29 protein-coding genes, 1 tRNA gene and 1 pseudogene are annotated in these 26,928 nt (G+C 67.9%); 15 read left to right on the forward strand and 16 right to left on the reverse strand.

Annotated features, from left to right (window positions below):
• The first annotated feature begins 7 nt into the window (after positions 1-7).
• Positions 8-985, forward strand: a complete 978-nt coding sequence (locus tag ACJH6H_RS14355; RefSeq protein WP_138247820.1) for an enoyl-CoA hydratase/isomerase family protein — start codon at positions 8-10, stop codon at positions 983-985.
• Positions 986-994: 9 nt separating this feature from the next.
• Positions 995-1,399 carry an HIT family protein gene (locus ACJH6H_RS14360; RefSeq protein ID WP_064857336.1) on the forward strand — a complete coding sequence of 135 codons (405 nt, stop codon included), beginning with the start codon at positions 995-997 and terminating at the stop codon, positions 1,397-1,399.
• Here ACJH6H_RS14360 and ACJH6H_RS14365 read toward each other — a convergent pair.
• Both ACJH6H_RS14365 and ACJH6H_RS14370 read right to left on the reverse strand, forming a co-directional pair.
• Positions 1,346-2,860 carry a sensor histidine kinase gene (locus ACJH6H_RS14365; protein ID WP_406775122.1) on the reverse strand — a complete coding sequence of 505 codons (1,515 nt, stop codon included), beginning with the start codon at positions 2,858-2,860 and terminating at the stop codon, positions 1,346-1,348. The genes ACJH6H_RS14360 and ACJH6H_RS14365 overlap by 54 nt on opposite strands.
• A gap of 67 nt (positions 2,861-2,927) precedes the next feature.
• Positions 2,928-3,647 (reverse strand): response regulator transcription factor, encoded by a 720-nt coding sequence (locus ACJH6H_RS14370; RefSeq protein ID WP_020098732.1) that lies wholly within the window; start codon positions 3,645-3,647, stop codon positions 2,928-2,930.
• Positions 3,648-3,780: 133 nt separating this feature from the next.
• Here ACJH6H_RS14370 and ACJH6H_RS14375 point away from each other — a divergent pair, with 133 nt between their 5' ends.
• From ACJH6H_RS14375 to ACJH6H_RS14385, 3 genes are all read left to right on the forward strand, one after another.
• The gene (locus ACJH6H_RS14375) at positions 3,781-5,076 is read left to right on the forward strand and encodes a hypothetical protein (protein ID WP_406775123.1); all 1,296 of its coding nucleotides are present in this window, start codon (positions 3,781-3,783) and stop codon (positions 5,074-5,076) included.
• A gap of 48 nt (positions 5,077-5,124) precedes the next feature.
• Positions 5,125-5,199: transfer RNA gene (locus ACJH6H_RS14380), tRNA-Thr, on the forward strand.
• 44 nt (positions 5,200-5,243) lie between these two features.
• Entirely contained in the window at positions 5,244-5,648 is a 405-nt protein-coding gene (locus tag ACJH6H_RS14385) for an HNH endonuclease (protein WP_406775124.1), read from the forward strand.
• A gap of 24 nt (positions 5,649-5,672) precedes the next feature.
• Here the strand turns inward: ACJH6H_RS14385 and ACJH6H_RS14390 are convergent, their stop codons facing one another.
• The 3 genes from ACJH6H_RS14390 to ACJH6H_RS14400 form a co-directional block, all read right to left on the reverse strand.
• Entirely contained in the window at positions 5,673-6,695 is a 1,023-nt protein-coding gene (locus tag ACJH6H_RS14390) for a tetratricopeptide repeat protein (protein WP_406775125.1), read from the reverse strand.
• Complete coding sequence (locus tag ACJH6H_RS14395; protein ID WP_406775126.1) at positions 6,692-7,918, reverse strand: ATP-binding protein; 1,227 nt, start codon at positions 7,916-7,918, stop codon at positions 6,692-6,694. The genes ACJH6H_RS14390 and ACJH6H_RS14395 overlap by 4 nt, the downstream gene beginning before the upstream one ends.
• 63 nt (positions 7,919-7,981) lie before the next feature.
• The gene (locus ACJH6H_RS14400) at positions 7,982-8,122 is read right to left on the reverse strand and encodes a hypothetical protein (protein WP_162563299.1); all 141 of its coding nucleotides are present in this window, start codon (positions 8,120-8,122) and stop codon (positions 7,982-7,984) included.
• Between the two features lie 125 nt (positions 8,123-8,247).
• On the opposite strand from ACJH6H_RS14400, the gene ACJH6H_RS14405 reads away from it, so the two are divergent.
• The 4 genes from ACJH6H_RS14405 to ACJH6H_RS14420 all read left to right on the forward strand — a co-directional run bounded on the left by ACJH6H_RS14405 (position 8,248) and on the right by ACJH6H_RS14420 (position 12,639).
• Complete coding sequence (locus tag ACJH6H_RS14405; RefSeq protein ID WP_267324589.1) at positions 8,248-9,645, forward strand: threonine/serine exporter ThrE family protein; 1,398 nt, start codon at positions 8,248-8,250, stop codon at positions 9,643-9,645.
• A gap of 6 nt (positions 9,646-9,651) precedes the next feature.
• Entirely contained in the window at positions 9,652-10,017 is a 366-nt protein-coding gene (locus tag ACJH6H_RS14410) for a hypothetical protein (RefSeq protein WP_060999500.1), read from the forward strand.
• 94 nt (positions 10,018-10,111) lie between these two features.
• Positions 10,112-12,145: a DUF4185 domain-containing protein gene (locus ACJH6H_RS14415; RefSeq protein WP_406775127.1), complete on the forward strand. Its 2,034-nt coding sequence runs from the start codon at positions 10,112-10,114 to the stop codon at positions 12,143-12,145.
• Positions 12,146-12,147: 2 nt separating this feature from the next.
• A complete protein-coding gene (locus ACJH6H_RS14420; RefSeq protein ID WP_212808170.1) occupies positions 12,148-12,639 on the forward strand; it encodes a hypothetical protein in 492 nt (163 codons plus the stop codon).
• Positions 12,640-12,643: 4 nt separating this feature from the next.
• Here the strand turns inward: ACJH6H_RS14420 and ACJH6H_RS14425 are convergent, their stop codons facing one another.
• Positions 12,644-13,642 (reverse strand): AraC family transcriptional regulator, encoded by a 999-nt coding sequence (locus tag ACJH6H_RS14425; RefSeq protein ID WP_406775128.1) that lies wholly within the window; start codon positions 13,640-13,642, stop codon positions 12,644-12,646.
• Between the two features lie 180 nt (positions 13,643-13,822).
• On the opposite strand from ACJH6H_RS14425, the gene ACJH6H_RS14430 reads away from it, so the two are divergent.
• Entirely contained in the window at positions 13,823-14,095 is a 273-nt protein-coding gene (locus tag ACJH6H_RS14430; protein ID WP_406775129.1) for a hypothetical protein, read from the forward strand.
• A 157-nt stretch (positions 14,096-14,252) separates the two neighbouring features.
• Complete coding sequence (locus ACJH6H_RS14435) at positions 14,253-14,777, forward strand: DUF1254 domain-containing protein (RefSeq protein WP_406775130.1); 525 nt, start codon at positions 14,253-14,255, stop codon at positions 14,775-14,777.
• Here ACJH6H_RS14435 and ACJH6H_RS14440 read toward each other — a convergent pair.
• The gene (locus tag ACJH6H_RS14440; RefSeq protein ID WP_406775131.1) at positions 14,774-16,681 is read right to left on the reverse strand and encodes an acyl-CoA dehydrogenase; all 1,908 of its coding nucleotides are present in this window, start codon (positions 16,679-16,681) and stop codon (positions 14,774-14,776) included. The genes ACJH6H_RS14435 and ACJH6H_RS14440 overlap by 4 nt on opposite strands.
• A 66-nt stretch (positions 16,682-16,747) precedes the next feature.
• Here ACJH6H_RS14440 and ACJH6H_RS14445 point away from each other — a divergent pair, with 66 nt between their 5' ends.
• Together ACJH6H_RS14445 and ACJH6H_RS14450 are read left to right on the forward strand one after the other, a co-directional pair.
• Complete coding sequence (locus ACJH6H_RS14445) at positions 16,748-17,380, forward strand: TetR/AcrR family transcriptional regulator (protein WP_135357204.1); 633 nt, start codon at positions 16,748-16,750, stop codon at positions 17,378-17,380.
• Positions 17,381-17,397: 17 nt separating this feature from the next.
• Positions 17,398-18,447 carry an oxygenase MpaB family protein gene (locus ACJH6H_RS14450; RefSeq protein ID WP_406775132.1) on the forward strand — a complete coding sequence of 350 codons (1,050 nt, stop codon included), beginning with the start codon at positions 17,398-17,400 and terminating at the stop codon, positions 18,445-18,447.
• Here ACJH6H_RS14450 and arsB read toward each other — a convergent pair.
• Positions 18,444-19,912, reverse strand: a pseudogene (arsB, locus tag ACJH6H_RS14455) (ACR3 family arsenite efflux transporter). The gene ACJH6H_RS14450 and the pseudogene arsB overlap by 4 nt on opposite strands.
• Positions 19,909-20,334, reverse strand: a complete 426-nt coding sequence (locus tag ACJH6H_RS14460) for an ArsI/CadI family heavy metal resistance metalloenzyme (protein WP_060999486.1) — start codon at positions 20,332-20,334, stop codon at positions 19,909-19,911. The pseudogene arsB and the gene ACJH6H_RS14460 overlap by 4 nt, the downstream one beginning before the upstream one ends.
• Before the next feature lie 99 nt (positions 20,335-20,433).
• Here ACJH6H_RS14460 and ACJH6H_RS14465 point away from each other — a divergent pair, with 99 nt between their 5' ends.
• On the forward strand, positions 20,434-20,787 hold the full coding sequence (locus tag ACJH6H_RS14465) for an Rv2640c family ArsR-like transcriptional regulator (RefSeq protein ID WP_060999484.1): 354 nt from the start codon (positions 20,434-20,436) through the stop codon (positions 20,785-20,787).
• Positions 20,788-20,794: 7 nt separating this feature from the next.
• Here ACJH6H_RS14465 and chrA read toward each other — a convergent pair whose 3' ends face one another.
• The 3 genes from chrA to ACJH6H_RS14480 form a co-directional block, all read right to left on the reverse strand.
• Positions 20,795-21,952, reverse strand: coding sequence for a chromate efflux transporter (gene chrA, locus ACJH6H_RS14470; RefSeq protein ID WP_406775133.1), 1,158 nt, complete (start codon positions 21,950-21,952; stop codon positions 20,795-20,797).
• A gap of 38 nt (positions 21,953-21,990) precedes the next feature.
• Positions 21,991-22,443: a lipoprotein LpqH gene (locus ACJH6H_RS14475; protein ID WP_234880506.1), complete on the reverse strand. Its 453-nt coding sequence runs from the start codon at positions 22,441-22,443 to the stop codon at positions 21,991-21,993.
• 88 nt (positions 22,444-22,531) lie between these two features.
• The gene (locus tag ACJH6H_RS14480) at positions 22,532-22,714 is read right to left on the reverse strand and encodes a hypothetical protein (protein ID WP_060999479.1); all 183 of its coding nucleotides are present in this window, start codon (positions 22,712-22,714) and stop codon (positions 22,532-22,534) included.
• A gap of 264 nt (positions 22,715-22,978) precedes the next feature.
• Between ACJH6H_RS14480 and ACJH6H_RS14485 the strand changes: the two genes are divergently transcribed.
• On the forward strand, positions 22,979-23,296 hold the full coding sequence (locus ACJH6H_RS14485; protein WP_060999477.1) for a DUF732 domain-containing protein: 318 nt from the start codon (positions 22,979-22,981) through the stop codon (positions 23,294-23,296).
• Position 23,297: 1 nt separating this feature from the next.
• On the opposite strand, the gene ACJH6H_RS14490 is transcribed toward ACJH6H_RS14485, so the two are convergent.
• Genes ACJH6H_RS14490 through ttfA form a run of 4 tightly spaced genes read right to left on the reverse strand, consistent with a single transcriptional unit; the run spans position 23,298 to position 26,887 of the window.
• The gene (locus tag ACJH6H_RS14490) at positions 23,298-24,455 is read right to left on the reverse strand and encodes a glycoside hydrolase family 76 protein (protein WP_133427983.1); all 1,158 of its coding nucleotides are present in this window, start codon (positions 24,453-24,455) and stop codon (positions 23,298-23,300) included.
• 15 nt (positions 24,456-24,470) lie between these two features.
• Entirely contained in the window at positions 24,471-25,145 is a 675-nt protein-coding gene (locus ACJH6H_RS14495; RefSeq protein WP_060999472.1) for an RNA methyltransferase, read from the reverse strand.
• The gene (locus ACJH6H_RS14500; protein ID WP_237163038.1) at positions 25,138-26,049 is read right to left on the reverse strand and encodes a hypothetical protein; all 912 of its coding nucleotides are present in this window, start codon (positions 26,047-26,049) and stop codon (positions 25,138-25,140) included. The genes ACJH6H_RS14495 and ACJH6H_RS14500 overlap by 8 nt, the downstream gene beginning before the upstream one ends.
• 25 nt (positions 26,050-26,074) lie before the next feature.
• Positions 26,075-26,887, reverse strand: a complete 813-nt coding sequence (gene ttfA / locus ACJH6H_RS14505) for a trehalose monomycolate transport factor TtfA (RefSeq protein ID WP_212808153.1) — start codon at positions 26,885-26,887, stop codon at positions 26,075-26,077.
• Positions 26,888-26,928: the final 41 nt, after the last annotated feature.

Raw genomic sequence — 26,928 nt, forward strand, 5'->3', positions numbered from 1 at the left:
AGACGCCGTGCCACGACGAGCCCCGGTACGCACCGCCGAGCTGAACCTGGAAACCCTGACGCTGCAGCAGGACGGCCGCGTCCTGACCGCGCGGTTCGACGACCCGCCCAACCACTTCCTGTCGCTGCGGCTCGTCAAGGACATGGACCGGCTGACCCGGGCCGCGGATCGGGACCCGTCGGTCGGCGCCGTCATCCTGACCGGCACCGGAGACAAGTTCATCTCGCACTCCGAACCCGAACAGGTGCAACTGTTCTTCCAGATGGCGACGCCGCCGCTGCCGTCACGCGCGGTGACGTGGTCCATCAAGCTCAACAACGCCGCCATGCGCGTGCCCGCCCTGCTCAGGGCCACCGAGACCCGCGGCGGCGACTGGGGCACCGGCATCGTCTACAGCGCAATCCTCAAGCGGACCATCACCCGGATGAACCGGTCGGGCGTCGTCTACCTCGCGGCCATCAACGGCACGGCCCTCGGCGGTGGGTTCGAACTCGCGCTGTTCTGCGACCTGCGCATCGCGGCCGACGCCGACCGGGTCCGCATCGGCCTGATCGAGATTCTGGCCGGCCTGGTACCGGGAGGCGGTGGGAGCCAACGACTTCCGGCGATGCTCGGCATGTCCGCCGCGCTGGAGCACATGCTGGAGGGCCGCCCGCTCACCGCGCGCGAGGCGCTCGACGCCGGCATCGTGCACCGGCTCGCGCCTGCCCAGGGATTGCTCGACGACGTGCAGGCCACCGCGCAGCGCCTGGCCCGCCGCTCCCCCTACGCCATCGCGGCCGTCAAACGCGCCGTCTACTTCGGCGGCAACAGGTCGTTGTCCGCGGCCCTCGACTTCGAGCTCGCGGGATTCGTCGGGACCGGCCGCAATCCGCGAAAGCACTTGACGGCGGACGCTTTTCAGCAGGACTACGAGACCATCGGCGACAGTCCCTTCGCCGGCCACATCGAGCCCTGGCTATCCGGCACCCGCGTCGAGCAATAGGCTGGACCCATGCCGTCCGTCTTCACCATGATCATCAACCGCGACCTGCCGGGCCGATTCGTCTACGAGGACGACGACGTCGTCGCGTTCCTCACCATCGAGCCCATGACGCCGGGTCACACTCTGGTCGTGCCCCGGGCCGAGGTGGACAACTGGCAGGACGTGGACCCCGAGCTGTGGGGCAAGGTGATGGCCGTGTCGCAGAAGATCGGCCGCGCGGTGTGCACCGCCTTCGACACCGAGCGGGCCGGCGTCATCATCGCCGGGCTCGAGGTGCCGCACCTGCACGTCCACGTGTTCCCGGCCCGCAACCTGTCCGACTTCGGGTTCGCCAACGTCGACCGCAACCCGTCGCCCGAATCACTCGACGAGGCTCAGGCCAAGATCATCGCCGCCCTCGGCACCGTCGGCTGATTCGGCAGAGCCGGCCGCGCCGCCGATCCGCGGCAGGCGCACGGTGAATCGGCAGCCCTGCCCCGGCGAGGTCGTCACGGTGACGACGCCGCCGTGCGCCCGCACCAGCGAGTCGACGATCGAGAGCCCCAGGCCCGTGCCGCCGCTGGTCCGGGTACGTGACGAGTCGGTGCGGTAGAAGCGCTCGAAGATGCGGTGGGCGTCCTCGGCCGACAGGCCCGGGCCCTGATCGCAGACCTCGAGCACGGCATCGGTGCCGACGGTGCCGACGCGCACCGTGATGCCACCGGTCTCCGGCGTGTGCTGCACGGCGTTCATGACCAGGTTGCCCAGCACCTGGCGCAGCCGGGCTTCATCGCCCAGGACTTCCGGAGTCCCGGGGCCGTCCAACAACTCCAGCGACACCGTCCGCCGCGGCGCGATGGACCGCGCGTCGTGCACCGCATCGGTCGCCAGGATCAGCAGGTCGACGGGCCGCTGCTCCAGCGGTCGCTGCTGGTCCAGCCGTGCGAGCAGCAGCAGATCCTCGACCAGCAGACCCATGCGCCGGGCCTCGCTCTCGATGCGGCTCATCAACATCTCGACGTCGCTGGCAGCACCCTGCCGGTACAGCTCGGCGAAGCCGCGAATGGTGGTCAGCGGCGTCCGCAGCTCGTGGCTGGCGTCGGTGATGAAGCGGCGCATCCGCTCCTCGGAAGTCCGCGCCGACTCTGCCGACTGTTCCGACGAGGCCACGGCGTTCTGAATCTGCGCCAGCATTCCGTTGAGCGCCAACGACAATCGGCCGACCTCGGTGCGGGAGTCCCGCTCGGGCACACGACGGTCGAGCTGACCCGAAGCGATGTCCGCGGCAGTGCGCTCCACCTCGTCCAGCGGCCGGAGGCTGCGGTGCACCGCGACGTACCCGGCGATGCCCAGGATCAGCAGCACCGCGGCACCGATACCCACCTGCGACCAGGCCAGCGCCCGCACCGTCGACGCCACGTCGGACAGGTCGATCGCGACCGTCGTCAGTTCCCCGTCCGGGCCGCGCACCGTCATGGCCCGCCACTTCACGTCGGAGTGGTGGATCGAGCCGACCGTCGTCGGCACCGGGCCGACGTCGTTGCTGTCGGGCAGCGCCGGCTGCGCGTCGTTGTCGTTGACGGCGATCCACGCCCGGCCGTCGGGGTCGATGCCGCGGACGTAGAAGTTCGACGGCGGCCGCGCCGGGTTCGGGCCCTCGATCGGGGTGGCCGGGATACGCCGCGGCTCCTGCGCCCAGCTCCGCGACGCGTCGAGCAGTGTCTCGTCGACGCGGTTGATCAGGCTGTGCTGCATGATCGAGGTGACGGCGACGCCGGAGGCCAGCAGGCCGAGGGCCGCCAGCAGCACCATCGCGGCGACCAGCCCCACCCGCAGCGGAATGCCGCGTGTACCGCGCCATGTCCCGTCGCTGCGCTCGCCCAGGTGGCGTGTCATCACTCCATTGTTGGTGATGCCCCGCCAAAAATGTCTCAGCGCCGTCTGTTCTTCGCGCGAGCGCTCATCACCGCGGCTCGCGGAGCACGTAACCGACCCCCCGCAACGTGTGCAGCAGGCGCTTCTCACCGGTGTCGATCTTGCGGCGCAGGTACGACACATAGGACTCGACGACGTTCACATCGCCACCGAAGTCGTAGCGCCACACGTGGTCGAGGATCTTGGGCTTCGACAGCACCGTGCCCGCATTGATGATGAAGTAGCGCAGCAGCGTGAACTCGGTGGGCGACAGCGACACCGGTTCGCCGGCCTTCCACACCTCATGGGTGTCCTCGTCGAGCTCGATGTCGGCGAACGTCAGCCGGGCACTGCGCGGCTCTTCGACCCCGCGGCCCGTGCGACGCAGGATCACCCGCAGCCGGGCCACGACCTCTTCCAGGCTGAACGGCTTGGTGACGTAGTCGTCGCCGCCGAGCGTCAGGCCGGCCACCTTGTCCTGCAGGCTGTCGCGGGCGGTGAGGAAGAGCGCGGGCGCGTCGATACCGTCGGCGCGCATCCGGCGGAGCACGCCGAAACCGTCCATGCCGGGCATCATCACGTCGAGGATCACCGCATCGGGCTTGACCTCGCGGGCCTTGTCGAGCGCGGCGGGGCCGTTGGAGGCGGAGTGCACCTCGAAGCCCTGGAACTTCAGACTGACCGACAACAGCTCGACGATATTGGTCTCGTCGTCCACGACGAGAATCCGCGCTTCGGGGGTCGCCTCAGGAACTGCAGCCATGGCCATGCAGCCATGGTCCTCGCAGGCCTTAAATCCTCCCTGCCTGGTGACTGTGAAGATGCTGTGAGTCGTACAGCCATTTGCCAGACCTCCCGCATCTCGGTCACATCAGATGTGACCGGCGCCATACACTTGGCCGATGGATTTGGGTAAAGCCCTGTCAGACCTGGCCGCGGCGCCGCTGAAGATCGCCAGCGCCGGTCTGGAGATCGCCAGCGGCACGCTGTCCACCGTGCAACACGCGCTCGGCGACACCAGCGTGGGTTCGCCCGTCATGTCCATGCTCGGCCTCGACGACACGCTGAGCCGGGCCGGCCGCCTCACCCGCCTGGTCGACGACGACGCTCCGCTGGGCCGGGCGCTGGCACCGGGCGGTGTGCTCGATCGGTTGCTCCGCCCGGGTGGCCTGGTCGATCAGATCAGCCAGGACGGCGGCCTCCTCGACCGCCTGACCGCCGAGGGTGGCGCCGTGACCCGGGCCCTGGCACCGGGCGGCGTCATCGATCGGCTGACCCTCGACGGCGGCCTGCTGGACCAATTGACATCCGACGACGGCGCGTTGTCCCGCGTGCTCGCCCCGGGCGGCTTCGCCGAACAGGTGCTCGCCCCCGACGGTGTCGTCGATCGGGTACTCAGCGAGGAGGGCATCGCCGCCCGCCTGATCGCCAAGGACGGACCGGCCGACCGCGTGCTCGCCGACGGCGGTGTCGTCGACCGGCTGCTGAGTTCGGGCGGCATCGTCGACCGGCTGCTCGAACCGGGCGGCCCCGCCGACCGCGTCCTGGCCGACGGCGGCGTCGTCGACCGCGTGCTGTCCACCGACGGCATCCTCGACAGAGTGCTCGCCCCGGGCGGGGTGGCCGACCGTGGCCTCGCCGAGGGCGGCGTCGTGGAACAGATGCTCGCCGACGGCGGCATCGTGGACCGGGTTCTTCGCCCGGAGGGCATCGCGGACCGATTGGTCGGCGAAGGCGGTATCGCCGACCGGCTGTTGGCCGACAACGGTGTGGTCGATCGCGTGCTGCGTGCCGACGGCATCGCCGACCGCCTGCTCGGCGATGGCGGGCCGGTCGACAAGATGCTCTCCGACGGCGGCCTGGTGGACCGCCTGCTGAGCGAGGGCGGCATCGCCGAACGGCTGCTCGATGAGGGCGGCGCCATCGACGTCCTCACCGCACCCGACGGTGCCCTGATGAAGTTGAACGACGTCGTCGACAACCTCAACCAGCTGGCGCCCGTGCTCGCCGGGCTGGCTCCGACCGTCGACAAGCTGTACGACGCGGTGCTCGTGCTCAACGAGGCAGTGAACCCGCTGAGCAACATCGCCGGGCGCATCCCGCTGAGCCGCCAACGCGGCAAGCGAGCCGCCAAGGCCGCAGCCGCGCGGCAAGTCGTCGACCAGAATGGGCAGGACCCGCCGATATCCGGCCAGTGAAGCTGACGGGTTAGGATTCGGGGCGGTTCGGGCGTGCTCGAGCCGCATGCCTCCCTAGCTCAGTGGTAGAGCACCGCTCTTGTAAAGCGAAGGTCGTCGGTTCAATCCCGACGGGGGGCTCCAACAGGAAGCGACCACTTGTCGGTGGCTCGCCGTAGTGTCCGCGCATGAGGTTCTGCCTGGGATGCGGTTCGCCCCTTACGAAGCGCAGCCAGAAGAGTTATTGCGGTAATGCGTGTCAGGCGTCAGCACGCCGCGACGCGAAGACGAAGCGATGGCTCGAGACCGGCGAGACGGCCCTCGCCAGCTACCCGGATCATTACGTGCGCGAATACCTTGGAGTCGCTCAGTCCGGCTGCTGCGCGATCTGTGGCGGAGACACGACCTGGCAGGACCTGCCGCTGGCGTTGGTACTGGACCACATCGACGGCAACCCAACGAACAACCGTCGGGAGAACCTGCGGCTGATCTGTCCGAACTGCGACTCCCAGCTGCCGACGTACAAGAGTCGCAACCGCGGCAACGGCCGCCACTACCGTCGCGAGCGATATGCCAACGGCCAGTCGTACTGAGGACGATGCAGCCGTCGAATCCGCCTACTGCCGGGTGAAGCGGCCTACCCAGGCCAGCACGAGCGTGACGATGAGCAGCATCGGAGCGCCGATCTGCACCACCTCCAACTGCCGGCGGCTGACGACCGTCAAGGCCCCCAGGACCACCGCGACGACAACGACCACAAGGCGCATCGCCAGCAGTGGCCGGCTTTTCAGCGCCGACGCCAAGGTCCGGCGCCCGACGGTGACCACCAGCCTTCCGAGTGCAGCGCCAAGGCCGATGGTCGCCGCCGAGATCCCGAGCCGGGGTCCGACACCCAGGGTGTTGCCCGGGGCCGCCGTGACGAGCAGCAGCCACAGCAGGAACAGCACTCCGGCGGTACACCATCGCAGCCACCGGGCCATCGCCAATGCGATGTTGCGGCGTGCCAGACCGCCGAGGGTCGGATCGAGCGTGCCGGCGCCGAGGAAGCCCTGCAGCGCGCCCAGTAGCCGTCCCCGCGCCATCCGGTTGACTGCCAAGTTGTGCGTCGCGATGGCGTGATCGGGTTGCAACCGCAGCGCGGCAGTGTATTCAGCATCCGATTCGGCGGTGCGCGACAGCTTCCGAAAGATGTTCCCGCGCAACACGAACAGGTCGGGATCCGAGGGTTCCAGCCGGATCGCTTCGGTCACCTCGGCCAGCGCGGCATCCAGCCAGCCTTCATCGGACAGGATGTGGGCATACACCAGGTGGGTTCGATACTCGTTCGGGTCAGCGCATACCGCGCGCCAGGCCATCCATTTCGCCTCGTGCCACCGGCCTTGCCCGCGAAGCGCCAACGCGTACAACCGAATCGCGTGCTCGTTGTCAGGCGCCGATTTCAGCGCCGCATACAGCCTGCGCTCGGCGCCGATGTAGTCGCCGAGCCCGATGGCGGCCTGGGCATCGAAGATCAGCAGGGCCGGATGGTCCGGCGCCATCGACAGCGCGTGGGCCAGCACTTCACGGGCGCGCTGATGATTGTCGACGTCGAGGTACATCCGCGCCTGCTGCAGCGCGGCATCGACAGCCTCGGCCGTCACCGAATCTTGTTGCGACGCAGGTACTTCGCCAGTTCGTCGTAGGCGCCGTCGCGATTGCCGAATTCGACGACGTTGCGCGCCGTATCGAACCACGGACCGGTCGACGGGCGAACCTGCCGCAGCGCCGCCTCCACATCGGACATCCGCACCGGCCGGACCTGCCCGGTGTGCAGTGAATCGGCCATCGCCAATTGTGTTGCGGTGTCACAGACGTGCGCCAGATCCGCGCCCGAGAAGCCCGACGTGCGAGCCGCCAGTGCGGACAGGTCGATGCCCTCGATCGGACGATCCTGTAGGTGCAACCGCCCGATGCTGGCCCGGGCCGCGGTGTCGGGCAACCCGACGAAGACCATCCGGTCGAACCGGCCCGGCCGGCGCAGCGCCGCATCGACATCCCACGGCGCGTTGGTGGCGCCCAGGATGTACACGCCGTCATTGCTCGCCGAGGCCGAATCCAGTTCCTCGAGAAGGGTATTGACGATGGTCCGGATGCCGGACGTCCCGCTCAGGGCGGACCGGCGGTGGCCCAGTGCGTCAACCTCGTCGAAGAACAGCACACACGGCGCGTTGCGCCGCGCGGTGTCGAAGACCGCGCGGATGCTGCGTTCACTCTCCCCGAACCAGCGGTGCAACACGTCCGCGATGCCGACCTGGTAGAAGTTCGCACCCAACTCGCCCGACACCGCCTTGGCGATGAACGACTTCCCGCACCCGGGCGGCCCGTAGAGCAGCAGCCCGCCGCGGGCCGACATCTTGAAGGCCTTCATCAGCTCGGGGTTGCGCAGTGGCCCGAGTAGCGAGAGTTCGAGCTGCTTCTTGACGGCGTCCATGCCGCCGACGTCGGCAAGCCGCACCCCACTGCGCGTGACGGCCTCGAAGTCGTCCGCTCCCACCGCCTGCGCCGGTTCGTCGACAAAAGCGGGCTTGACGATGTCGGACACCTGATCTTCGGCCGCATCCCAGTCGAACGACGACTTCGGTTGCGGCACTTCGGGTTCAGCTACGGGTACTGGGGCGGCAAGTGCCGCGGTGCACTGCTGCAACAAGTTCTGCGCCGTGGTGTCGGTCGGGTCGGCGGCCAGTACCGCACCACAGTGCGCCAGTGCCTCGGCGTGCCGGCCCCGATCGGCCAGCAATGCGGCCAGGTGCAGGCGCAGAGCCAGCGCGTCCGGGCTCTGCTCGACGGCCTGCACCAACTGTGCGATCACCGGATCGTCGGTCATTTCCATCCCCCTCGCCCCCGAGCCGACTTCAATCCTAAGTCGGCAGTACCGGCAGCTGCCCGGTCACCGAGGCCCGGACCAGCCGGCAGCGATCCAGTAGTGCCCACCGATCGCGAGCGCGACGGTGACGGCCAACGCCACCAGCACCGGCCACCAGCGGGCAGCACGACGCCACAGCCGGTCACCCGGCCCAAGGTCCCCCAACGCACGACTCCCTCTGAAAACGTTCCGCAAGGTGTAGTCGGCGGGCACTCGGCCAACCGAACGCCGCCCGGCAGTGATCTGGCACACGGCGGAGAGTGGCCAGTCATGGGACCTACGATTCTGTTGTGACACTGCGCGACCGCGTCGCCGCCGCTCGACGCCGCATCCTCGGTGACCGGCCGTCCACCGCCGATACCGCGGGCCTGCCCGTCATCGCGCCGGCACGACCCATCGACCTGAGCGACGAACGTGCCGTCACCGAGGTCGTCGAGCTGGCGATGAACGTGGGCGAGGTGCTGCTGGACTCCGGCACCGGCGCCATCGACACCAGTAAGCAGATCGCCTTCGTCGCCGCCACCTACGGGCTGCCGGACTGCGCCGTCGACGTCACCTACAACGCCATCCACGTCTCGGCCCGGCGCGGTCCCGGCCTGCCACCGACCAACTACATGCGCACGGTGAAATACCGCTCGCTGGACTACACGCGCCTCGAACAGGTCGACACGCTGCTCCGGCAGATCGGCCGCGGACACCTCGGCCTCAAGCCCGCCCGCGCGGCGCTGGACCACATCGTCGCCGCCGACCACCCGTATTCACGCAAGGTCGCGCTGTCCGGCTGGGCACTGATGGCGGCCGCGGTGACGCTGATGCTGGGCGGCAGCCCGACACTCGCCGTCGTCTCGTTCATCACCACCGCCGCGATCTACGGCACCAACGTCGCACTCGGCAAGCTCGGCCTGCCCTACTTCTTCCAGCAGGTCATGGGCGGTTTCATGGCAACGGTCCCGGCAGCGTTCATCTACAAGCTGGCCATCGAACACAGCGCCGTCGTCGCGCCGTACCGCATCATCGTCTCCGGCATCATCGTGCTCATGGCCGGGCTGTCGCTCGTAGGTTCGGTGCAGGACGCCATCACCGGTGCGCCCGTCACGGCGGCCGGCCGGTTCATCGAGGTGATGGTCTACACCGCCGGACTGGTCGGTGGCGTGGGCATCGCGCTGCGACTCACCGCCACCCTCGGCGCCGGCCTGCCGCCGATGCAGCAGGAGGTGCTCCCCTACGCGCCGCTGCCGATCATGGTGCTCACCGGCGGTCTCGCGTCGGCGGCCTTCGCGCTCGCCAGCTACGCGTCACCGAAAGCGCTCACCACCTCGTTCGCGTCGGGTGCCGTCGGCGCGGGACTGGTCGGGTCCATCTTGAACGCGGGGCTGGGTCCGATCGTGGCCTCCGCGGTCGCCGCCACCGTTGTCGGTCTGGCCGGTGGCCTGCTGGCCCGGCGCGCCGTCGTCCCGCCGATCATCGTCGCCGTCGCCGGCATCACGCCATTGGTGCCCGGTCTCGCGGTCTACCGCGGACTGTCCGAGATCATGGCCGGCCAGACCCTGGCGGCCATCTCCAACCTCTTCACCGCCGTCATGGTGGGCTGCACGCTGGCGGCCGGGGTGACCCTCGGCGAATGGGTGGCGCGCACCATGCGCCGCCCGCGTCTTCCCCGCCGACTGCTCGGCTCGCGCGTAGCGTAAGGCGCCATGTCCGAGACCGGAATCTGGATTGCCTGGGGATTGCCCACCCCGGGACGGGAACTGCAGGCCCTCGCGGCGCTGCGCGATGCCCGCGGCTACCTGCAGGCACTCGTCGACGACGGCCGGATCGACAGTTTCGACGTCACGGTGCTGCGCCCGCAGACGACGGAGCTGGGCGGCTTCATCCACGTCAAGGGCACCCGCGTCCAGATCGACATGCTGCGCCGCGCTGGGGATTTCGAGCGCTGGGCCACCGGAATCCAGCTGATCGCGGACCGCGTGGCCTTCGTGGACAGCTGGGTCGATCGCGGCATCGATCACGCCATCGAGTTGTACGAGGACGCGCTGCGGGAAGCCGGCCTGCTGCGCTGACGGTATCGAGACGGAAACAACCCGTCGAAACTCTCCCGCGGTGCGAGCCGATGTTGTTCCATAGGTTAATTAGCTGGAACAGCAGGGAGACACGATGAGCGCCGCACGCTACGTCGGCCGGGTCGGAAGGCTCGCCGTCGCACTCGGCATCGGCACCGCGATCGCATCCGGCCAGGGCGCCGCGTGGGCCGACCAGACCGAAACCGGAGCGGCCGCCGGCCCACCCGCGGCGTCCGCGACAGGCGAAAGCGCCGGTGCGTCCGGCACTTCGGGAACCCCCGCCAAACCGCGTCGCGACAAGCCCCGGCCCAAGAAGGGCGACGACAAGACCGAAACGCCGGCCGCGGGCTCCGCCGACGACAGCTCGTCCGACCCCAAGACCGAGACCCCGTCCGACCCCAAGACCGACAAGCCGGCCAAAGCGCCCGGCAAGGGCCGTGATCGCGCGAACCAGCAGAAGAACAACAACGCCAACGACGCCGCACCGGCCGCCGCGGTCCCGAAAACCCCGAAACGCCCACGGCTGACGCCGGACAAGCCCGCCGGCACCAAGGCGCTCGCCAACCAGCAGCAGACCGCCGCACCTAAGCCGGCCGGCGTGGCGGCCGTCGCACCGACGGTCATGAAGGTCACCACCAGCGCGGTCACCGCGGCTCCGAGCCCCGTCTCGGCGACGACGAACCTGCTCACGCCCAACGTCACCGCACCCACGGTCAAGCCGACCAACCCGGTGGCCGCCGTGATGAAAGCCGTGTCGGGCGCGCTGAATTGGGCGTTCAACCCGTTGGGCACTCCGGCCCAGCCGACGCTGGCCTGGACCGTGCTGGCCTTCGCGCGCAAAGAGATCGACAACCTCCTGACAGCGATCAAGCCGCAGAACGTCGTCAGCGCACTCACCACCACCGGCCAGGTGCTGAGCAATCCCATGGCCGCGCTCACCACGGTCATGAACCCGCGGCCGGCCTGGCCCACACCGGGTCAACAGCTCAGTCCCTCGACGAGTTTCGTCGACTGGGTGACGGGCAACTTCGCGCCCAACGACACCTACAACCGGTTCGGCGTCTGGGGCACCGACGTCGGCACCGCGTGGGACAACGGCATCGCCGACGATCCCAGCACCCCGATCAACGAGCACCAGGTGCTGATGGCGTTCGGCGACACCTTCAGCGGCCCCAACATGACCGGGAACTGGCTCAACAACATCCTGTTCCGCTCGTCGGATGCCAACCTCGCCGACGGCATCTCGATCCCGGCCGGTCAGTGGTTCAACGGCAACATGTTCGGCGGTACGCCGCTGTCGTCGCCGACGACAGCACGCCAGATCATCCTGCCCGCCAAACTCCCGGCGGGTCTACCGTCCGGGGTGACGCTGATCCCGACCTCCGGCATCTCGGTGCCGACACCGGGCACCCAGTTCGGCGCCACCCAGTACCTGAGCTTCATGTCGGTCAAGCAGTGGGGCGCGCCCGGGCAGTGGACGACGAATTACTCGGCCATGGCCTACTCGACCGACAACGGCGAGAACTGGACCATCGCACCGCAGAGCGTCCGCCAGAACTGGGGCGGCAACGCCAATTTCCAACAGGCGGCCCTGGTTCGTCCGGGGGACGGCTACGTCTACTCGTATGGCACCCCGAACGGCCGCGGCGGAGCGGCCTACATCTCGCGAGTGGCCGAAGCCGACATCCTCGACGTGTCGAAGTACGAGTACTACAACAAGGGCAGCGCAGGCGGCTGGTTCGGCATCGGTGCGATCAAACAGGGCTGGTACAAGGACCCGTCGAAGGCCGGCGTGGTGTTCGGCAGGGACACCGGCGCGTGTGGCATCGGCAAGCCGGGCAACCAGGTCAGCGAGATGTCGGTGCAGTACAACCCGACGCTCGGCAAGTACGTGACGCTCTACGCCGACCAGTTCAACAACGTCGTGCTGCGCACCGCCGACGCCCCACAGGGCACGTGGTCGGCGGCCACCGTGCTGATACCGCAACAGAACGGCGGCATCTACGCGCCCATGATGCAACCCTGGTCGCCGTCGACCCTGGGCACGGGTACCGACTTGTACTGGAACCTGTCACTGTGGAGTGAGTACAACGTCATGCTGATGAAGACCGATCTGACGAAGCTGTAGCCATGATTCGCACGACCGTCGCGATGGCCGCAGTCGCCCTGGCGACCGCGGTCGCGCCCCTCTGCGCGGCTGATCCCGTTGCGCCACAACAGGATCAGCCGTGTCCGCCGACGGCGGACGAAGCCACCACCATGCCGACGACGCCGGCGCCCAGGTCGGGCGCCAACACCCCGCTGCAGTGCCACGAAGGGCGCTGGCAGCCCGTCGCACTACCCGCGGAACCCAGCGACCGTTGGTGGAGCACCGGCCCCGTCATCGCCCTGCACGGTCAGGGCATGCGTAATCCAAACCTGATGTCCGGCAAGTGGAGTGGCACGCCGCTCGGTCCTGGGAACCGATGCCATGTCGAGCAGCGCGCGGTGATCAGCGCCGGTGTGGTCAGCGCGCCCGTGGCGACCGACGGCGGACCGGACCAAACGCTGCACTTCGACGTGGCGCCCACCGCGTCCTCGGTCGAGTTCTCCGGCTATTGCCTCTGGACGCGGCTCGGCTGAGTCGTCAGCGCCGGCCGTTCCGGTAGGCCGTGGGCGTCGTGCCGAACCACCGCTTGCACGACCGCGTGAGCACGCTCTGTTCGGCATAGCCGAGATTCCGGCAGAGCTGGTCGAGGGTCAGCTCGGTATCGAGCAGTAACCGCTGCGCGGTCTCGCGGCGGATCTGATCGACCAGGTCGCCGAACGTCGCGCCCTCGGCCGAGAGCCGCCGCTGCAGCGTCTTCGGATGCAGCCCGACATGGCGGGCGATGTCCTGCAGTCCCACGGCCCCACCGGGTAGCAGCTGACGAACCAAGGTGCGAACCAATTGGGTTGTGGCAGGCTCGGATTCACCGATGGTGCTGATGAGGTAGTCCAAGGCCGTCTGATGCGCGATCCGGTCGGTGCGCAATGGTCGCTCCAGGTCGGCGGCGCGCAGCGTGAACGCGGCAACCGGTTCACCGAACGACGGCGGGCAGCCGAAGTAGGACTGGTACTCGCGGGCCGGGGTGCGTGCCGAGTGCGGCAGGTGCACCGAGAGCGGGCGGTAGTCCGGGCCGAGGAACAGTCGTAACACCTGCAGCGTGACACCGAGCGAGAGCTCGATGGCCTGCGCCTGCGGCGGCGCCGGGTCCAGGAGGTACTCGAATTCGAAGCGGCGCAGGTCCGTACCTACGGGGACGGTGATGCGGGCACTGATCGCGGGACTGTAGGCGGCCATGAACTTGTCGAAGATGACGAATGCGTCGGCGACCGTTTCGGCGTTGCGTGCCGCCAGCCCGACGGGGCCGAGGATGTCGATGTTCTGGCGCAACGCAAGTCGACGTCCGAAATCGGGCGTGCGCAGGGCCACTGCCGCGAACTCGAGCGCCTGGGTACCGCTGGGCAGCGAGATGAAGCGATCGTGACGGCCGATGTCGCCGCTCGCGATGTTCGCCGCGGCAAGAAGCGCATCACTGTCGCCGCCCAGTTCAGCAACCAACTCATGGAAGCTCGTGAGCGCCGTGCCGCGGATGACCGACATGTCCCTAACTGTCAAAAATTTGTCGCGAAATGTCAAGACACAAACCGGTACGGTGCAGCACAGTCGAATTCCACGATGGGCCGGCGCAGCGTCGCACCGGCCCATCGATGACTGCATCTCCCGCACGTCGCACATTCAGCAAAGCGCGACCGTTTCGTCTCCAGCAACCCGAGGAGCTCCATGACCCCACGCATCACCGCGCTGGTAGCCGTCCCACTGATGGGCGCCGCCCTGGCCGTGGCGCCGCTGGCGGTGGCCCCCACCGCCGCCGCCGACGTCTGCGCCAGCGCGGGTGGCCGTCACTTCTCCGCCGGCGGCTGCACCAACATCGCGGGCGACGTCGCCGTGGGCACCGCCATCGCGGCGGCCCACGTCCCGTATGTCGCCGGTGAAGTTCCCTGCTACACCGACGAAGGCGTGCCGTACTACACGCCGCCCGGCGCCCCCTGCTGAGTCCCGCCGTCGCCTCGGACGGCGCTGTCCCGAACTGTCAAGAATCAGTCCCTAGGTGTCAAGACTTCGGGCAGCGCCGTCCTGCACAGTGGATGAGCGGACCGAACCCGGCCCGCGACAAACCATGGGCCCCACCCGGATTGGAGCTACGGCCGTCATGTCAGCAGCCGACGTCCTCCCATGGTGCGGCACGTTGTCCATCGCCGTGGCCGCACTGGTGATCCTGGCCGGACCCGCGGGCCGCCGTGCCTACCGCGCCGAGGGCGAGACCTCATCCCGCCGCTGCCCGCTGCAGCAGCTCATGCGCACGAGCCCAACCGACGCCATGTACGTCGACCGTTTCCTCGACGTGAACGCCGAGCCGTGGGTGCTGACCCTGCCCGACGCCGCCGACCGCGGCTATCTGTTCCAGGTGCTCTCCGGCCGGGCCGATGTCTTCGACGACGCCGGCGAGCACGTCGCCTGGACGACGCCGCAGACGTATGCCATCACCGGCCCGAGCTGGAACGGCGAACTGCCCACCGGAGTCATCGAGCACCGTTCACTCGCGCCGATCATCTGGCTGCTGGGCCGGGTCGAGTGCACGAACACGGCGGAGGACCGCGCCGCGGCGCAAGAGCTGCTGGACCGGATTTCGCTGGTTCCGTTGAGCGCCTACGTAACTCAGTTCGTGTCCGACTAGGGCGCCATCTCGTAACGACCAGCCAGGTCCCGCACCGTACGGACCATGCGGTCCATGCGGGCCGGGTCGCCCACGGGTTCCGCGATCAGATCCAGTGCGAGCTTCTTCTGCGCCGCGGTGGCGGTCGTTTTGCAGTGCAGCGTGGTGGCGTGCCGGGAGAAGTCGGTGACGAGCACTTCGAACAACTGGTCCAGCACGTCGTCGCCGGTGCCCTCCATCGCGGCCTGCTCGAGGATCAGCTGCGCGTAGGGCAACAGCGTGAACAGCTCACCGATCGAGAACAGGAAGTCGACGTCGTCCTGCTGCGCGGCGGTCGGTGTGGCCGCCGCGAGCAGCGTCTGGAAACCGTTGGCCTGCTTGAGGAAGACCGCGACGTTCGGCAGATGAGCGAACTCCTGAAGGATGCCGCGCCAGTCTGCGAAGCCGACCCGGCCCAGGCCGCGGCTGGGGCCTTGCGCGAACAGGAAGTCGTCGTCGGTGAAGTCGCGGCGGCGGCGCACGTGCGGCAGCTTCTCGGCGCGTAGGGCTTTCGGGGCCTTCGGAATTCGTGCGATCCGCGGCACCAGGGCCGAACCCGCGGCCCGCAGACTGCCCGCCACGGCCCGGGTAGCCGCGTTGGGCGCGTATTCGACGGGCAGCTGCTGCAGTGCAAGAAGTCCGGCGTCGGCGGGACGGAACATGAAGTTCTGCATGAACTTCAGCGACAGTGCCATGTTGACGTGGACGGTGCCCTCGAGGCGGGGCAGGCCGACCGAACCGAGCAGCGCCATCGGGAAGAACATGTCGTTCTCGAAACCGCGGGCGGCGATGGTGTCCGACAACAGCGTCACGATCTTCTCGCCCTCGCGGGTGACGGTCATCTTCTCGATGGCGTTGAACAGCAGATAGCGACGATCGGACGCGGACGCCGACCGCATGTAGTCGATGGCCCGCTCACTGTAGAGCTTCATCCCGGCCAGCCGGACATACGCCTCGGTGAGCATGCGGCGGATCTGCGGGAACTCGGTGACGTGCTGCCCGAACAGGATTCGGTTCTCTGCGTGCGTGATCGCTTCGTACATCGCGTGTTCACAGCTGCCGATCGCGCCGAACCCCAGGTTGAATTTACCGATGTTGACGGTGTTGATCGCGGCATGGAATGCGCCCTTGCCGGCATGCAGGATGTCGTCGGCGGCGACCGGGTAGTCCTCCAGATCGAATGCGGCGACGTACATCTGGCCGTTGACGACGTTCTTGCGCAGCTTGTAGTCGGCATGCCGGCTGTCGGCCGCGAAGAAGAGATACCCCTCGAAATCCTCGTCGGGCTTGCCGCCGTCCAGTGCAGTGGAGCTGTCCAGGATCGGCTTGTCGGCCCGTCGGCCGAACACCGACACCATGCGGGCCAGGTTGCCGTTGCCGATGTAGTACTTACCGCCGTTCGCGCGGTAGCCGTCGTCGACCGGAGTCAACACCATGTCCGTGGAGTACACGTCGGCACCGTGCTCCTTCTCGGAGAGGCCGAACGCGAAGATCTCACCGGCCTCGAGGAACTCTGCGGCGCGCCTGCGGGCCGCGGTGTTGGACGACTGCCAGATGGGGCCGAGCCCCAGGATGGTGACCTGCCAGACGTACCAGTACTGCATGCCGTAGAAGCCCAGGATCTCGCTGAACATCGCGTTGCGTGCGGTATCCCAGCGCTTGTCGGGGTCACCGTCCGCCTCCGATGCCGGCGTCAGGAACGTCGCGAAAACCCGTTCCTTCTTGAGGAATTCGATGAACTCCGCGTACCAGACGCGATCGCGGTCCTGCTGCGTCAGCCAGGCCTTGCCGTGGCTCTCGAAGAACTCGATGGTCGCGATGAAGATCTGCTGGGTCCGCTCGTCGAAGTCGGCGAAGTCCGGCTTGTGCGGGTTGAGCATGGTCATGCCGAGGAATCCTACAAGAATGAAGAAAAATTATTCAAACAAGAATAATTCTGCTACATTCGGTTCATGGCCACCGACGCCGCAACGAAGACCCGGGAACGGGCAGCCCATCTGGGCCCGGAGCGCCGGCGGCCGCAGATTCTCGACGCCGCGCTCCAGATCGCCGCGGAATCCGGCACCGCGGCCGTGACCATCGGGGCGGTCGCCGGCCACCTCGGCGTCACCCGGCCGGTCATCTACTCCTGCTTCAAGGACCGGGTGGAACTCCTTGCCGCGCTGCTGGATCGAGAGGGCGACTCGCTTCGCGAGACCCTGCTGGCCGCTCTCCACACCGGCCGCGGCGACGATCCGGAGGCCGCATTCATCGACGGGTACCGCGCGCTGCTGCATGCCGTCGAGGACCAACCGAACACCTGGCGTTTCGTCTACCTGGCGCACGCCGATCCGGCGGTCGCCGACATGGTCGCCGAGACCCGCCGCGCGCTCGCGAGAAGTTCTTCGCGCTGGATCGCGCCGGCGTTGACGACGTGGTGGCAGACCACCGACCTCAATCGCAAGATGCCGATTCTGACCGAACTGTTCGTGTCCTCCAGCGAGGCCGCGGTCCGGTCCCTACTCGACCCCGAAAATGACTGGGACGCTGACAGTCTCGGTGAGTTTTACGGACGACTGATGTGCCGCGCATTCGCCGCGGCCTGACAACCAAGGAGCCAATCGTGACCCAGCCAGTGCAGCCCCTTGCCGACTACGGATACTTCGGGCCCGGCACCGTCACCTGGAAGGTGTGGGGACACACCACCACTCCTGTGACCGGCCTTCAGCGCGCCGTCGTGGTGGAAGAACTCGACCCGTCGCTGATCGCCGCGGTCGATGCCACCCAGGCCAACTACGACCGGCCCCGCACCCGCTACGACCGCACCGTGCGCTATTTCGCGACCGTCGCGTTCGGCGACAGCGAGTCGGTCATCAAGGCCGCCGACGTGCTGGTCAAGGTTCACTCCAAGGCGATCGGGACCGAGCCCGTCAGCGGCAACAAGTACGACGCCAACAACCCGCACTCCCAGCTGTGGATCCTGCTGACCGGATGGCATTCGGTGCTGACCGCCTACGAGATGTACGGCGGCGGCAAGCTCACGCCGGAGGAAGAGAACCAGTACTGGGAAGAGTGCGCCATCGCGGCGGAGTTCCAGACCTGCGACCCGGCCGACGTGCCGCGCACCAGCGCCGGCGTCCGCGCGTACTTCGACGAGATGCGCCCGCACCTGGCGGTCAGCGAAGCCGCCCGCACCATGATGGACCATCTGCTGAACGCCAAAGTCGTGCTGCCGCCGGCGCCGTGGGCACTGAAGCCGGTCGTCGAGCTCATCAACCTCGTCCTACGCGCCGGCACGATTGCCACCATGCCCCGCTGGATGCGCAAGCTCAGCGGTTTCGACCAGCCGCGGGCCGTCGACATCGCCGTGCGTCCACTGCTGAAGTTGGGCTACGGGGTCGTCGATGCGAACCCGCGATTGAAACTCGCTGTGGCGCAGCTGATCGCGCCGTCGGTGACCCAGGTGGCCGCGCCGTACATTCTCGGCATCGCACCGGTGTCCGGCGAGGTGCTCACTCCACAGGAGGCGCGTAGCCGTTACGGTTACGCGAAACCCGCTGACGCACACCATGATCTGCGTGCCAAGCAACAGCAGCGGGTCTTCGGTGACGGCCGGGCGCCCAGCGACGAAGGGCTGATCGAATCGCAGGCGTATCTCGGGAGCCTGGCCTAGCCGGGCAGCAGTTCGTCGACCAGGTCCCGGACCCGGCCGGCGATGGCGTCGCGGATGGGCCGGACGGCCTCGAGCGGCTGCCCCGCGGGGTCCTCGAGTTTCCAGTCGCGGTAGGACACCCCCGGGAAGTACGGGCAGGTGTCGCCGCACCCCATGGTGATCACCACGTCACTGGTTTGCACGGTGTCGGCGGTGAGCACCTTCGGGGCTTCTGCGGTGATGTCGATGCCGAGTTCCGCCATGGCCGCGACTGCGACGGGGTTGATCGCATCAGCGGGTGCCGTTCCCGCAGAACGAACTTCGATCTGCCCGTCGGACAGCTGAGCCAACAGCGCGGCCGCCATCTGCGACCGGCCGGCGTTGTGGACGCAGACGAACAGGACGCTGGGTTTGGCACTCATGCGGCAATGCTCCTCGACCTCGGTCGCAATGCGAGTGACAGGTAAACCAGCGCGACCAGAACCGGCACTTCGATCAGCGGCCCGACGACGCCGGCCAGGGCCTGCCCGGAGGTCGCGCCCCACGTCGCGATGGCCACGGCGATGGCCAGTTCGAAGTTGTTGCCCGCCGCGGTGAACGCCAGCGTCGTGGTGCGTTCGTAGCCGAGTCCGAGGACGGCTCCCAGCACGTAACCACCGCCCCACATGATCGCGAAGTAGACCAGCAGCGGGAGCGCGATGCGGGCGACGTCCCACGGGCGAGTGGTGATCTGATGCCCTTGCAGCGCAAAGAGAATCACGATGGTGAACAGCAAACCGTACAATGCCCACGGCCCGATCCGGGGCAGGAACGTCGACTCGTACCAGGCCCGGCCCTTGGCCTTTTCGCCGAGCCGGCGCGACAGGTAGCCGGCAGCCAGCGGGATGCCGAGGAAGATCAGCACCGACTTCGCGATCTGCCACGGGGACGTCGCAATCGAGGTCTGCGGCAGATGCAGCCAGCCCGGCAGCACCGAGAGGTAGAACCAGCCGAGCACCGCGAACATCAGCACCTGGAACACCGAATTGAGCGCCACCAGAACAGCTGCAGCCTCCCGGTCGCCGCACGCCAGGTCATTCCAGATGATCACCATGGCGATGCAGCGAGCCAGGCCGACGACGATAAGCCCGGTCCGATACTCGGGCAGGTCCGCGAGGAACAGCCAGGCCAGCGCGAACATCAGCGCCGGCCCGAGCACCCAGTTCAGCATCAGTGACGACAGCAGCAGCTTACGGTCGGACGTGACGGTCTCGAGTCGGTCGTACCGGACCTTGGCCAGCACCGGGTACATCATGACCAGCAGGCCCAGCGCGATCGGCAACGAAATGCCATCCACCTGAACCTTTTCCAGCACGACGTCCAGTCCGGGGACCCAGCGGCCGAGCAAGAGCCCGGCCGCCATCGCCAACCCGATCCAGACCGGCAGATACCGGTCGAGCGTCGAGAGTCGAGCTGTCGCCTGAGCGGCGTCAGCGCTCTGCGTCATGCCTGCGCCCCGCAGCACACCGCATCATCCGATCCGCTCGGCGCAGCGCCGAAGGTTTCACTGTCGGCCAGCACGGTGTAGACCTCCCAGCGTTCCCCGCCGGGGGCGGTCACCCACACCTTGTCCTGCGTGGCGAAGCAGCAGGTGGTGCCGATCTCCTCTTCGGTGAACATTCCTGCCTCGGCCAGGCGGGCGATCTCGGTGTGCACGGCGTCGCTTGATTCGACCTCCACACCCAGATGGTTGATCGACCCGCCGTGTCCCGGGTTCTCGAGCAGCACCAGTTTGAGCGGCGGATTCGCGATCGCGAAGTTCGCGTAGCCGGGCTTCACCTTGGCCGGCTCGGCGCCAAAGAGGTTGCGGTAGAAAGCGATCGACTCGTCGAGGTTGTCGACGTTCAGAGCGAGCTGGACACGAGACATGGCAGACCTCCTGAGGTATGTGACGTATATCGAAATCCGTAGCACAGTTCTACCGCACCTTTTCGATATATGTCAACAAGCTGAGGTAGCATCGGTGGCATGCCCAAGGCACTGCCCGTGATCGACATGTCGGAACCGTTGTGTTGCGCCCCGGTGGCCGCGAGCCCGACCGACGACGCCGCCGCACTCGACCTCGCCATGCGGCTCAAGGCACTCGCCGACCCCGCGCGCGTGAAACTGATGTCGCTGCTGTTCACCTGTGGCGAGCCCTGCACCACCGGCTCCCTTGCGGCCGTGGTGGGCCTGGCCGAATCGACGGTCAGTCACCACCTCGGCCAACTGCGGGCCGCCGGGTTCGTCATCTCCGAACGTCAGGGCATGAACGTGCACCACACCCCGCGGCGCGACGCGCTCGCCGCGCTGTGCCGGGTGCTCGACCCGAACTGCTGCTGACCGCCGATCAGCTCGGCAGCGGCAGGCCCAGAGAGGTGGCGAGGACGCCCGCCACGGCGGCCAGCAGCAACGTGATCACGACGTTTACCCGGCTGAACACCGCAACCACCGCCACCGCCAGGACGACGTACTGCCAGGTCTGGCTGATCGACATGGCCAGCGGCACGGCCGAACCCAGAATCGCGCCGATGGCGGCCGGACCCGCGCCGTCCAGGAAGGCGCGCACATAGCTGTTGCTGCGAATCCTGTCGAAGTGCTTGGCGCCCAACAGGATGAACAGGAACGACGGGCTGAACGCCACTACCGAGGCCAGCACCCCGCCGAGCAATCCGGCGGCGGCATAGCCGACGACAGCGACGGTCTGCACCACCGGTCCCGGCGTGATCTGGCCCAGCGCAACGGCATTGAGGAACTGCGCCCCGGTCATCCAGTGGTAGTGGTCGACGGCGTCGGCCTGCATGAGCGGAATGATGACGAAGCCGCCGCCATACGACAGCGCACCGACCTTCAGCGCCACCCAGCACAGCGAACCCAACGTGCCCAGCGTCAGGGACTGGAACGCCAGGACCGGCATGCTGCGTGCACCGGACCGGGGCAGCGTCGTCGTCCGCGCCAATTCGATTGCGCCACAGGCCAACAGCACCACAACCAGCCACGGTCCCAGCAACGCGGCGGCGATCGCACCGGCCGCGAGGTACACCGGCCACCGGACGGAACTGGTGCGCCGCTGCCAACTGGCGGGGATCAATGCGGCGCCCGCGTGCACGGCCACGGCAGCCACTGCCGCGCCCGCGCCGGCACCTGCCGCCAGCACCCACCGCGGCGGCGAACCGGCCAGGAACAACGCCGCCAGCCCGAGGATGACGATGAGCCCGGGAATGATGAAGGCGGCGCCGCCGACCAGCGCACCCAGCCTGCCGCGGACGCGCCAGGCGCAGTAGATCGACAGCTGGGTCGACGCCGGCCCCGGCAGCAGATTGCAGGTGGCGATCGCGTCTTCGAACTCGGTGGCGCCGATCCAGCGGCGCCGCTCCACGCACAGGCTGCGCAGCAACCTGATGTGCGTGGGCGGGCCACCGAAACCGATACAGCCGATGGTGCCCCACTCCCGCAGGACGGTGCCCAAGGGCACTCGGGGCGGTGAATCCTCTGCGGGCGTGGTCACGACCAATCATCCTGGCAGGTCACGCCGCAGCGCGCACCTTACGGGCAGGCGACGTCCATCTCGAAGCTCTTGTTCACCTGCTGCGGCGATCGCGGATTGCTCAGGTCGCTGCCGCTGGCGGTGCCCTTGATCGCGTACGACTTGCCCCGCACGGCGGCTACGGCATTGTCGGCCTCGCCGGGCTCGGAGCTCGTGAATCCCAGCGCGACACCGTCGACGGTGCCGAGCCCGACGGTACGAACCTGTGGCGGATCGCTCGTCGTCACCACGGCACCCACGCCGCTGGACACGTCGCCGATCCCGATCGTGACGTTGTCACCCGCCTGGTGGCAGGTCACTCCGCCGCTCACGGCACGTTGTTGTCCGTCGACGATGACCTGCGGCGCGCGCATGCCCACATTTGGCGAGCCGGCCCCCGATTGGGAGTTCTGCGTGGAACAACCGGCCAGCCCCAGGGCGACCACACCGATCACGACACTCTTACGTACCAACGTTTCTCCTCCTTCACGTCCGGGATGTCTGGCGGTACAACGCCAGGGTTCCCCGGAGCGGAGGAGATCAATCGTCCGCGGCGACGAGCTACGGGCAGACGGTGACGATCCCGGCGGGGCCGGTCACGCAAGGCAGGTTGACGTAGACCTCAGGGCCATCCCAGCCGCCACCGCGCCAACCCGGGCCACCCCAACCGCGGCCGTGGTCGTCCCAGTCGTCGTGGCCGTGGCCGTGGCCGCGGTCCATCGGGATGATGGCCGGGTCAGTCACCGGCGCAGCTGCGGAAATACCCGCACCGAAACCCAAAAACGCAGCTCCCAGGCTTGCTGCAAGTGCTGTAGTCGACGCAATCTTCTTCATCGTGGCCATAGCCATCCTCCGAAATAAGCAAAAAATCAAAATGCAATATGCGATCTAAGTATATGACGCTGACGTTGCTGAAGAAATTCCTGGGTTCGTCGGCAAGCGACTCCGCCCCGGATCGGCGGGCCTCGCGTAGCCTGTCAGCAAATCGATCTTGCATGGGAGATCCGGATGAAACGCACTCGCACGGCAGCTCTGCTCGCGGCGGCCTCGTCGGCAGTCGCCATCGTGATGGCCGTTCCCGCCCACGCCGACGACGTCGACCCCATGTTCCTGCAAGCGGTGCACGACAAGGGCATCCTGATGCCGAACAGCACCGCCATCAAGCTCGCGCACGGCACCTGTAGCGCGATGCGCAGCGGGGGCGTCAACTCGGCGCTGAGCTACCTGAAGAAGAACGCCGGCAACCTGTCCAACGACGACGCCGTCAAGTTCGGCGGGCTGGCCATCTACGCGTACTGCCGCGAGCTGACGCCGAAGGGACAGTAGGTCAGGGCCCCTCGGCCGCTGCCTCTGTCTCTGTCTCGGCGGTCAGGGCGTGCGCCGCTTCCATCAGCATCCAGCCGGCCACCTGCACCGACAGGTCGCGTTCCGCGATATCGGATGAATTCACCGCGCCGTCAACCGATTTCGCCGTCTCGCCGGTGTTCGGCAGCTCGGCCGCGCGGTCCCAGAAGGCGCCGAACAGCGGGATGCCGTTGACGGACTGCCGGTAGTCCCACGCAGACTGCGCGGACTTCAGCACCAACTCGCGGGCCGTCGTCCTGGCGGTGTCGTCGTCCTCGGTGTCCCCGGGCAAGGTGGTGGCGACCAGCGTCAGGTACCGGGCCAGGATGGCGCCGAACAGGCCACCGTCGCCGCCGCCGGCACCCCTGATGACGCCGTCGTCGAGCATGTGGTCCTTGACGGCGGCCACCAGGCGATGCACCCGCTCGGCGTGCCGCGGATCGCCGGTGCGCACCGCCAGCTCCACTTCCAGGCCCAGCACCACGCCCTGGCAGTAGGTGTACTGGGCGCGCACCATCGAGCCGCCCTTGATGCCGTCGAACACCAGGTGCGTATCGGGGTCGATCAGCGTGCCGTCGATCCAGTCGGCCATCTGCTGCGCCCGCCGCAGGCGGTCGTGGCGGGCCAGGAAGATGCCGGCCGGGCCGTTCGCCGGGGCGTTGAAGAACTGGTCCTGCTTGCGCCACGGGATGCCGCCGCCGTCCTCGGGCACCCAGGCATTGAGGAACTGGTCGGCAAACGTCTTGAGCGCCTTGGGCCGGCCCACGCCGACCAGCCGGCCGGAACGCTCCAGCGCGAGTGCCAGCCAGGCCATGTCGTCGTAGTAGTTGTTGGTCCAGGATCCGTTGTTGCGCAGTCGATGTCCACGGATCTGCCGACTGATGCGGGCGACGCGGTACTCCTGCGGGTCGCGCAACTGCGCGTCGACCATGCAGTCCAGCAGGTGCGCCTGCCACCAGTAGTCCCAGCTCTTGAAAAGCCGGTCGGCACGCGTCGACGGCCAGGCCACGACGCCCAGCTGGGTTCCGGGTATCCCCCAGAGCCGCCGGATATGCCGGTTGAACACAGCCGTTTCGGCGCTGGCCGCACGGTTGGCCCAGACTGCATCCCCGTCGCTGCGCTCCACCGGACGCTGATCCATGCGTTCTATCCTGCCCTACCAGGCCCGATCCAGTCCGGCATGTTGCGTGATCCAGGTGTGCATCACGATGCCGGCGGCCACGCCGGCATTGATGCTCCGCGTCGAGCCGAATTGCGCGATGGACACCGTCATCATCGACCCCGTCTTGGCGTCGTCGGTGATGCCCGGTCCCTCCTGCCCGAAGATCAACAGGCATTCGCGCGGCAGCGTCGTCTCTTCCAGCCGCACCGAGCCGGGCACGTTGTCGACGGCCACCGGAGTCAGGCCCTTCTCGTCGGCGAAGGCCAGCAATTCCGCCGTGGTGGCATGGTGCAGGAGCCGCTGGTAGCGGTCGGTCACCATGGCGCCCCGGCGATTCCACCGCCGGCGGCCGACGATGTGCACGGTGTCCACCGCAAACGCGTTGGCGGTCCGCACCACCGCACCGATGTTGGCGTCGTTGCCGAAGTTCTCGATCGCGATGTGCAGCGGGTGCCGGCGCTGGTCGATGTCCGCGATGATCGCCTCACGTGTCCAATAGCGGTAGGCGTCGACGACGTTGCGAGTGTCGCCCTCGCGCAACAACTCCGGGTCATAACGCGGATCGTCGGGCAGCTCACCGGGCCAGGGGCCGACGCCGGGCCCGGCGCCCCACTCGGTGGGCCCTGGCACGTCGGTGTGATCGGGGTGGTCGGCGACGTGATCACTCACGCGAAATCCACACCGCCGCACGGGTTCCCACCACGGTGACGGTGGCGTACAGCAGCGCCTGGTTGATGTCGCCCTGCGTGCACAGCGAGGCACGGGTGTTGATCGCCCCGACCTTCGAATCCGGCAGCACCAGCAGCGTCGCACCGTAGACGTCACACAGGTGCGACAGCCCGGGCGGCGGCAGCGTCGGCGCCACCGCGATCATCAACGGCCCGCCGCGCTTGGCCGAGTCATCTCTGTACCTGCTTGCCAGACCACCGATCTCGAGACCGAGCAGCATGTAGCCCTTGCCGGTGAACGCCGCCGGGTCGCCCAGCGCCGCGGGGATCAGCTGCCCACCGTCGGCGCGGAACCCGTCGACGCTGGTGGCCTTGAGAGTGAGCCCGGTGTCGGACTCGTTGGTCGGTGTCAGGCCAACGGGGTACGCCGCACCGTAGGCGACGGTGGTGTCCTTGATCCGGTCGGCGGGCGAGTAGAGGTAGACGCCACGAACCTGAGTCTGGTCGCGCATCGGACCCAAACAGACTGTGCCCGTTACCTTGTCCGGGTTCTGCACCACGGCCGGATTGATCTTGAGACTGGGGACGCCGGCGCAGCCGCCGATCAGGTTCGATTCGAGGGGGTGCGCCAGTGCGCCATAGAGGCCGAAGCGCAGCGTCTCGGGCTTGGCGTGTTCGCCGCCGGCTTTCGCCGCGGCCAGGTCGACGTCGATCAGCACCTGATCATCCTGGAAGCGCAGGTTGGACACCGAGACGTTCCAGCCCAGCAGCGCCTGCGACTCACCGACCTTGACACTGGGCGCACCGAAGATGACGGAGCTGGCGGCACCGTCGCCCGAACAGGCGACCAGCACACCGGCCAGCAACACAATCAGCAGCCGCGAGGCCAACCTGCGAAAAGACATGCGGCCAAGGTTAGCCGCAGGCGAATCAGCGCTGATAATTCGGCGCGGGACGGCCGTTACGGGCCGGCGCGAACTGCGTGTAGCGCCCGACGTCGGCGCGGCCGGGGGCCTGGTTGCTGCGGCCGGTGGGCAGTTCGTTCTGACGCATCGGGCCGGCGCTGAGCGGGCGGCTCGGCGAACCGCTGCGACGGGCGACGGCCTGACCGGCGACACTGTTCTGGCCGGACGGCACCGGCGGCAGCACCCGCAGCAGGTCGTTGAACTGGCGGACGGTGCGCAGACCCTCGTCCCACTGAGCGCGGGTGCTGGTGATCGGCATGGACACCAGCGTCCAGTTCTGCTCGTTCCACATGATCTCGGCGCAATCCGGGGCGGTGTGCGAGAACGTCACCATGCGGCGGTCACAGGCGCGACGGGCGGCATCGAGGTTCGTGGAGTAGACCATGCGGGGCCCGATGGCGCCGAGCAGCCAGATGTCGTTTTCCCGCGGCTCCGGGATGTCCTTGAGGCGGACGTCCATGGCCACGTTGGTGCCGACCTTGCGGTGCAGGGCGATGACGGTGGCCACGTCGTCGAGGTCGAAGATGAACACGGCCTCGCCGCGGATCTGTCCGAGGACGACATTGCGGGCGTGCACGTTCTCACCGACGGTCGACATGATGCCGCGGCTCCACCGCTTGACCAGGTCGGGAGTCTCGTGTTCGTAGTCGAACCCGTGCGACTTCGCCCATGACTTGCGGCGCCGGCCGAGGCCACGTCGACGGTCGATGTCGACATACAGCAGCACTGCCGCACCCACGAAGCAGAGTGCGGAAAGCGTGAACCAGAGCGGGACCATCGGACCAAGCCTACTGGTTGGTACCCGAAATGCTCGAACTC

The sequence above is a fragment of the Mycobacterium sp. SMC-21 genome, assembly GCF_045310825.1.
In the GTDB taxonomy this organism is placed as follows: Bacteria; Actinomycetota; Actinomycetes; order Mycobacteriales; family Mycobacteriaceae; genus Mycobacterium.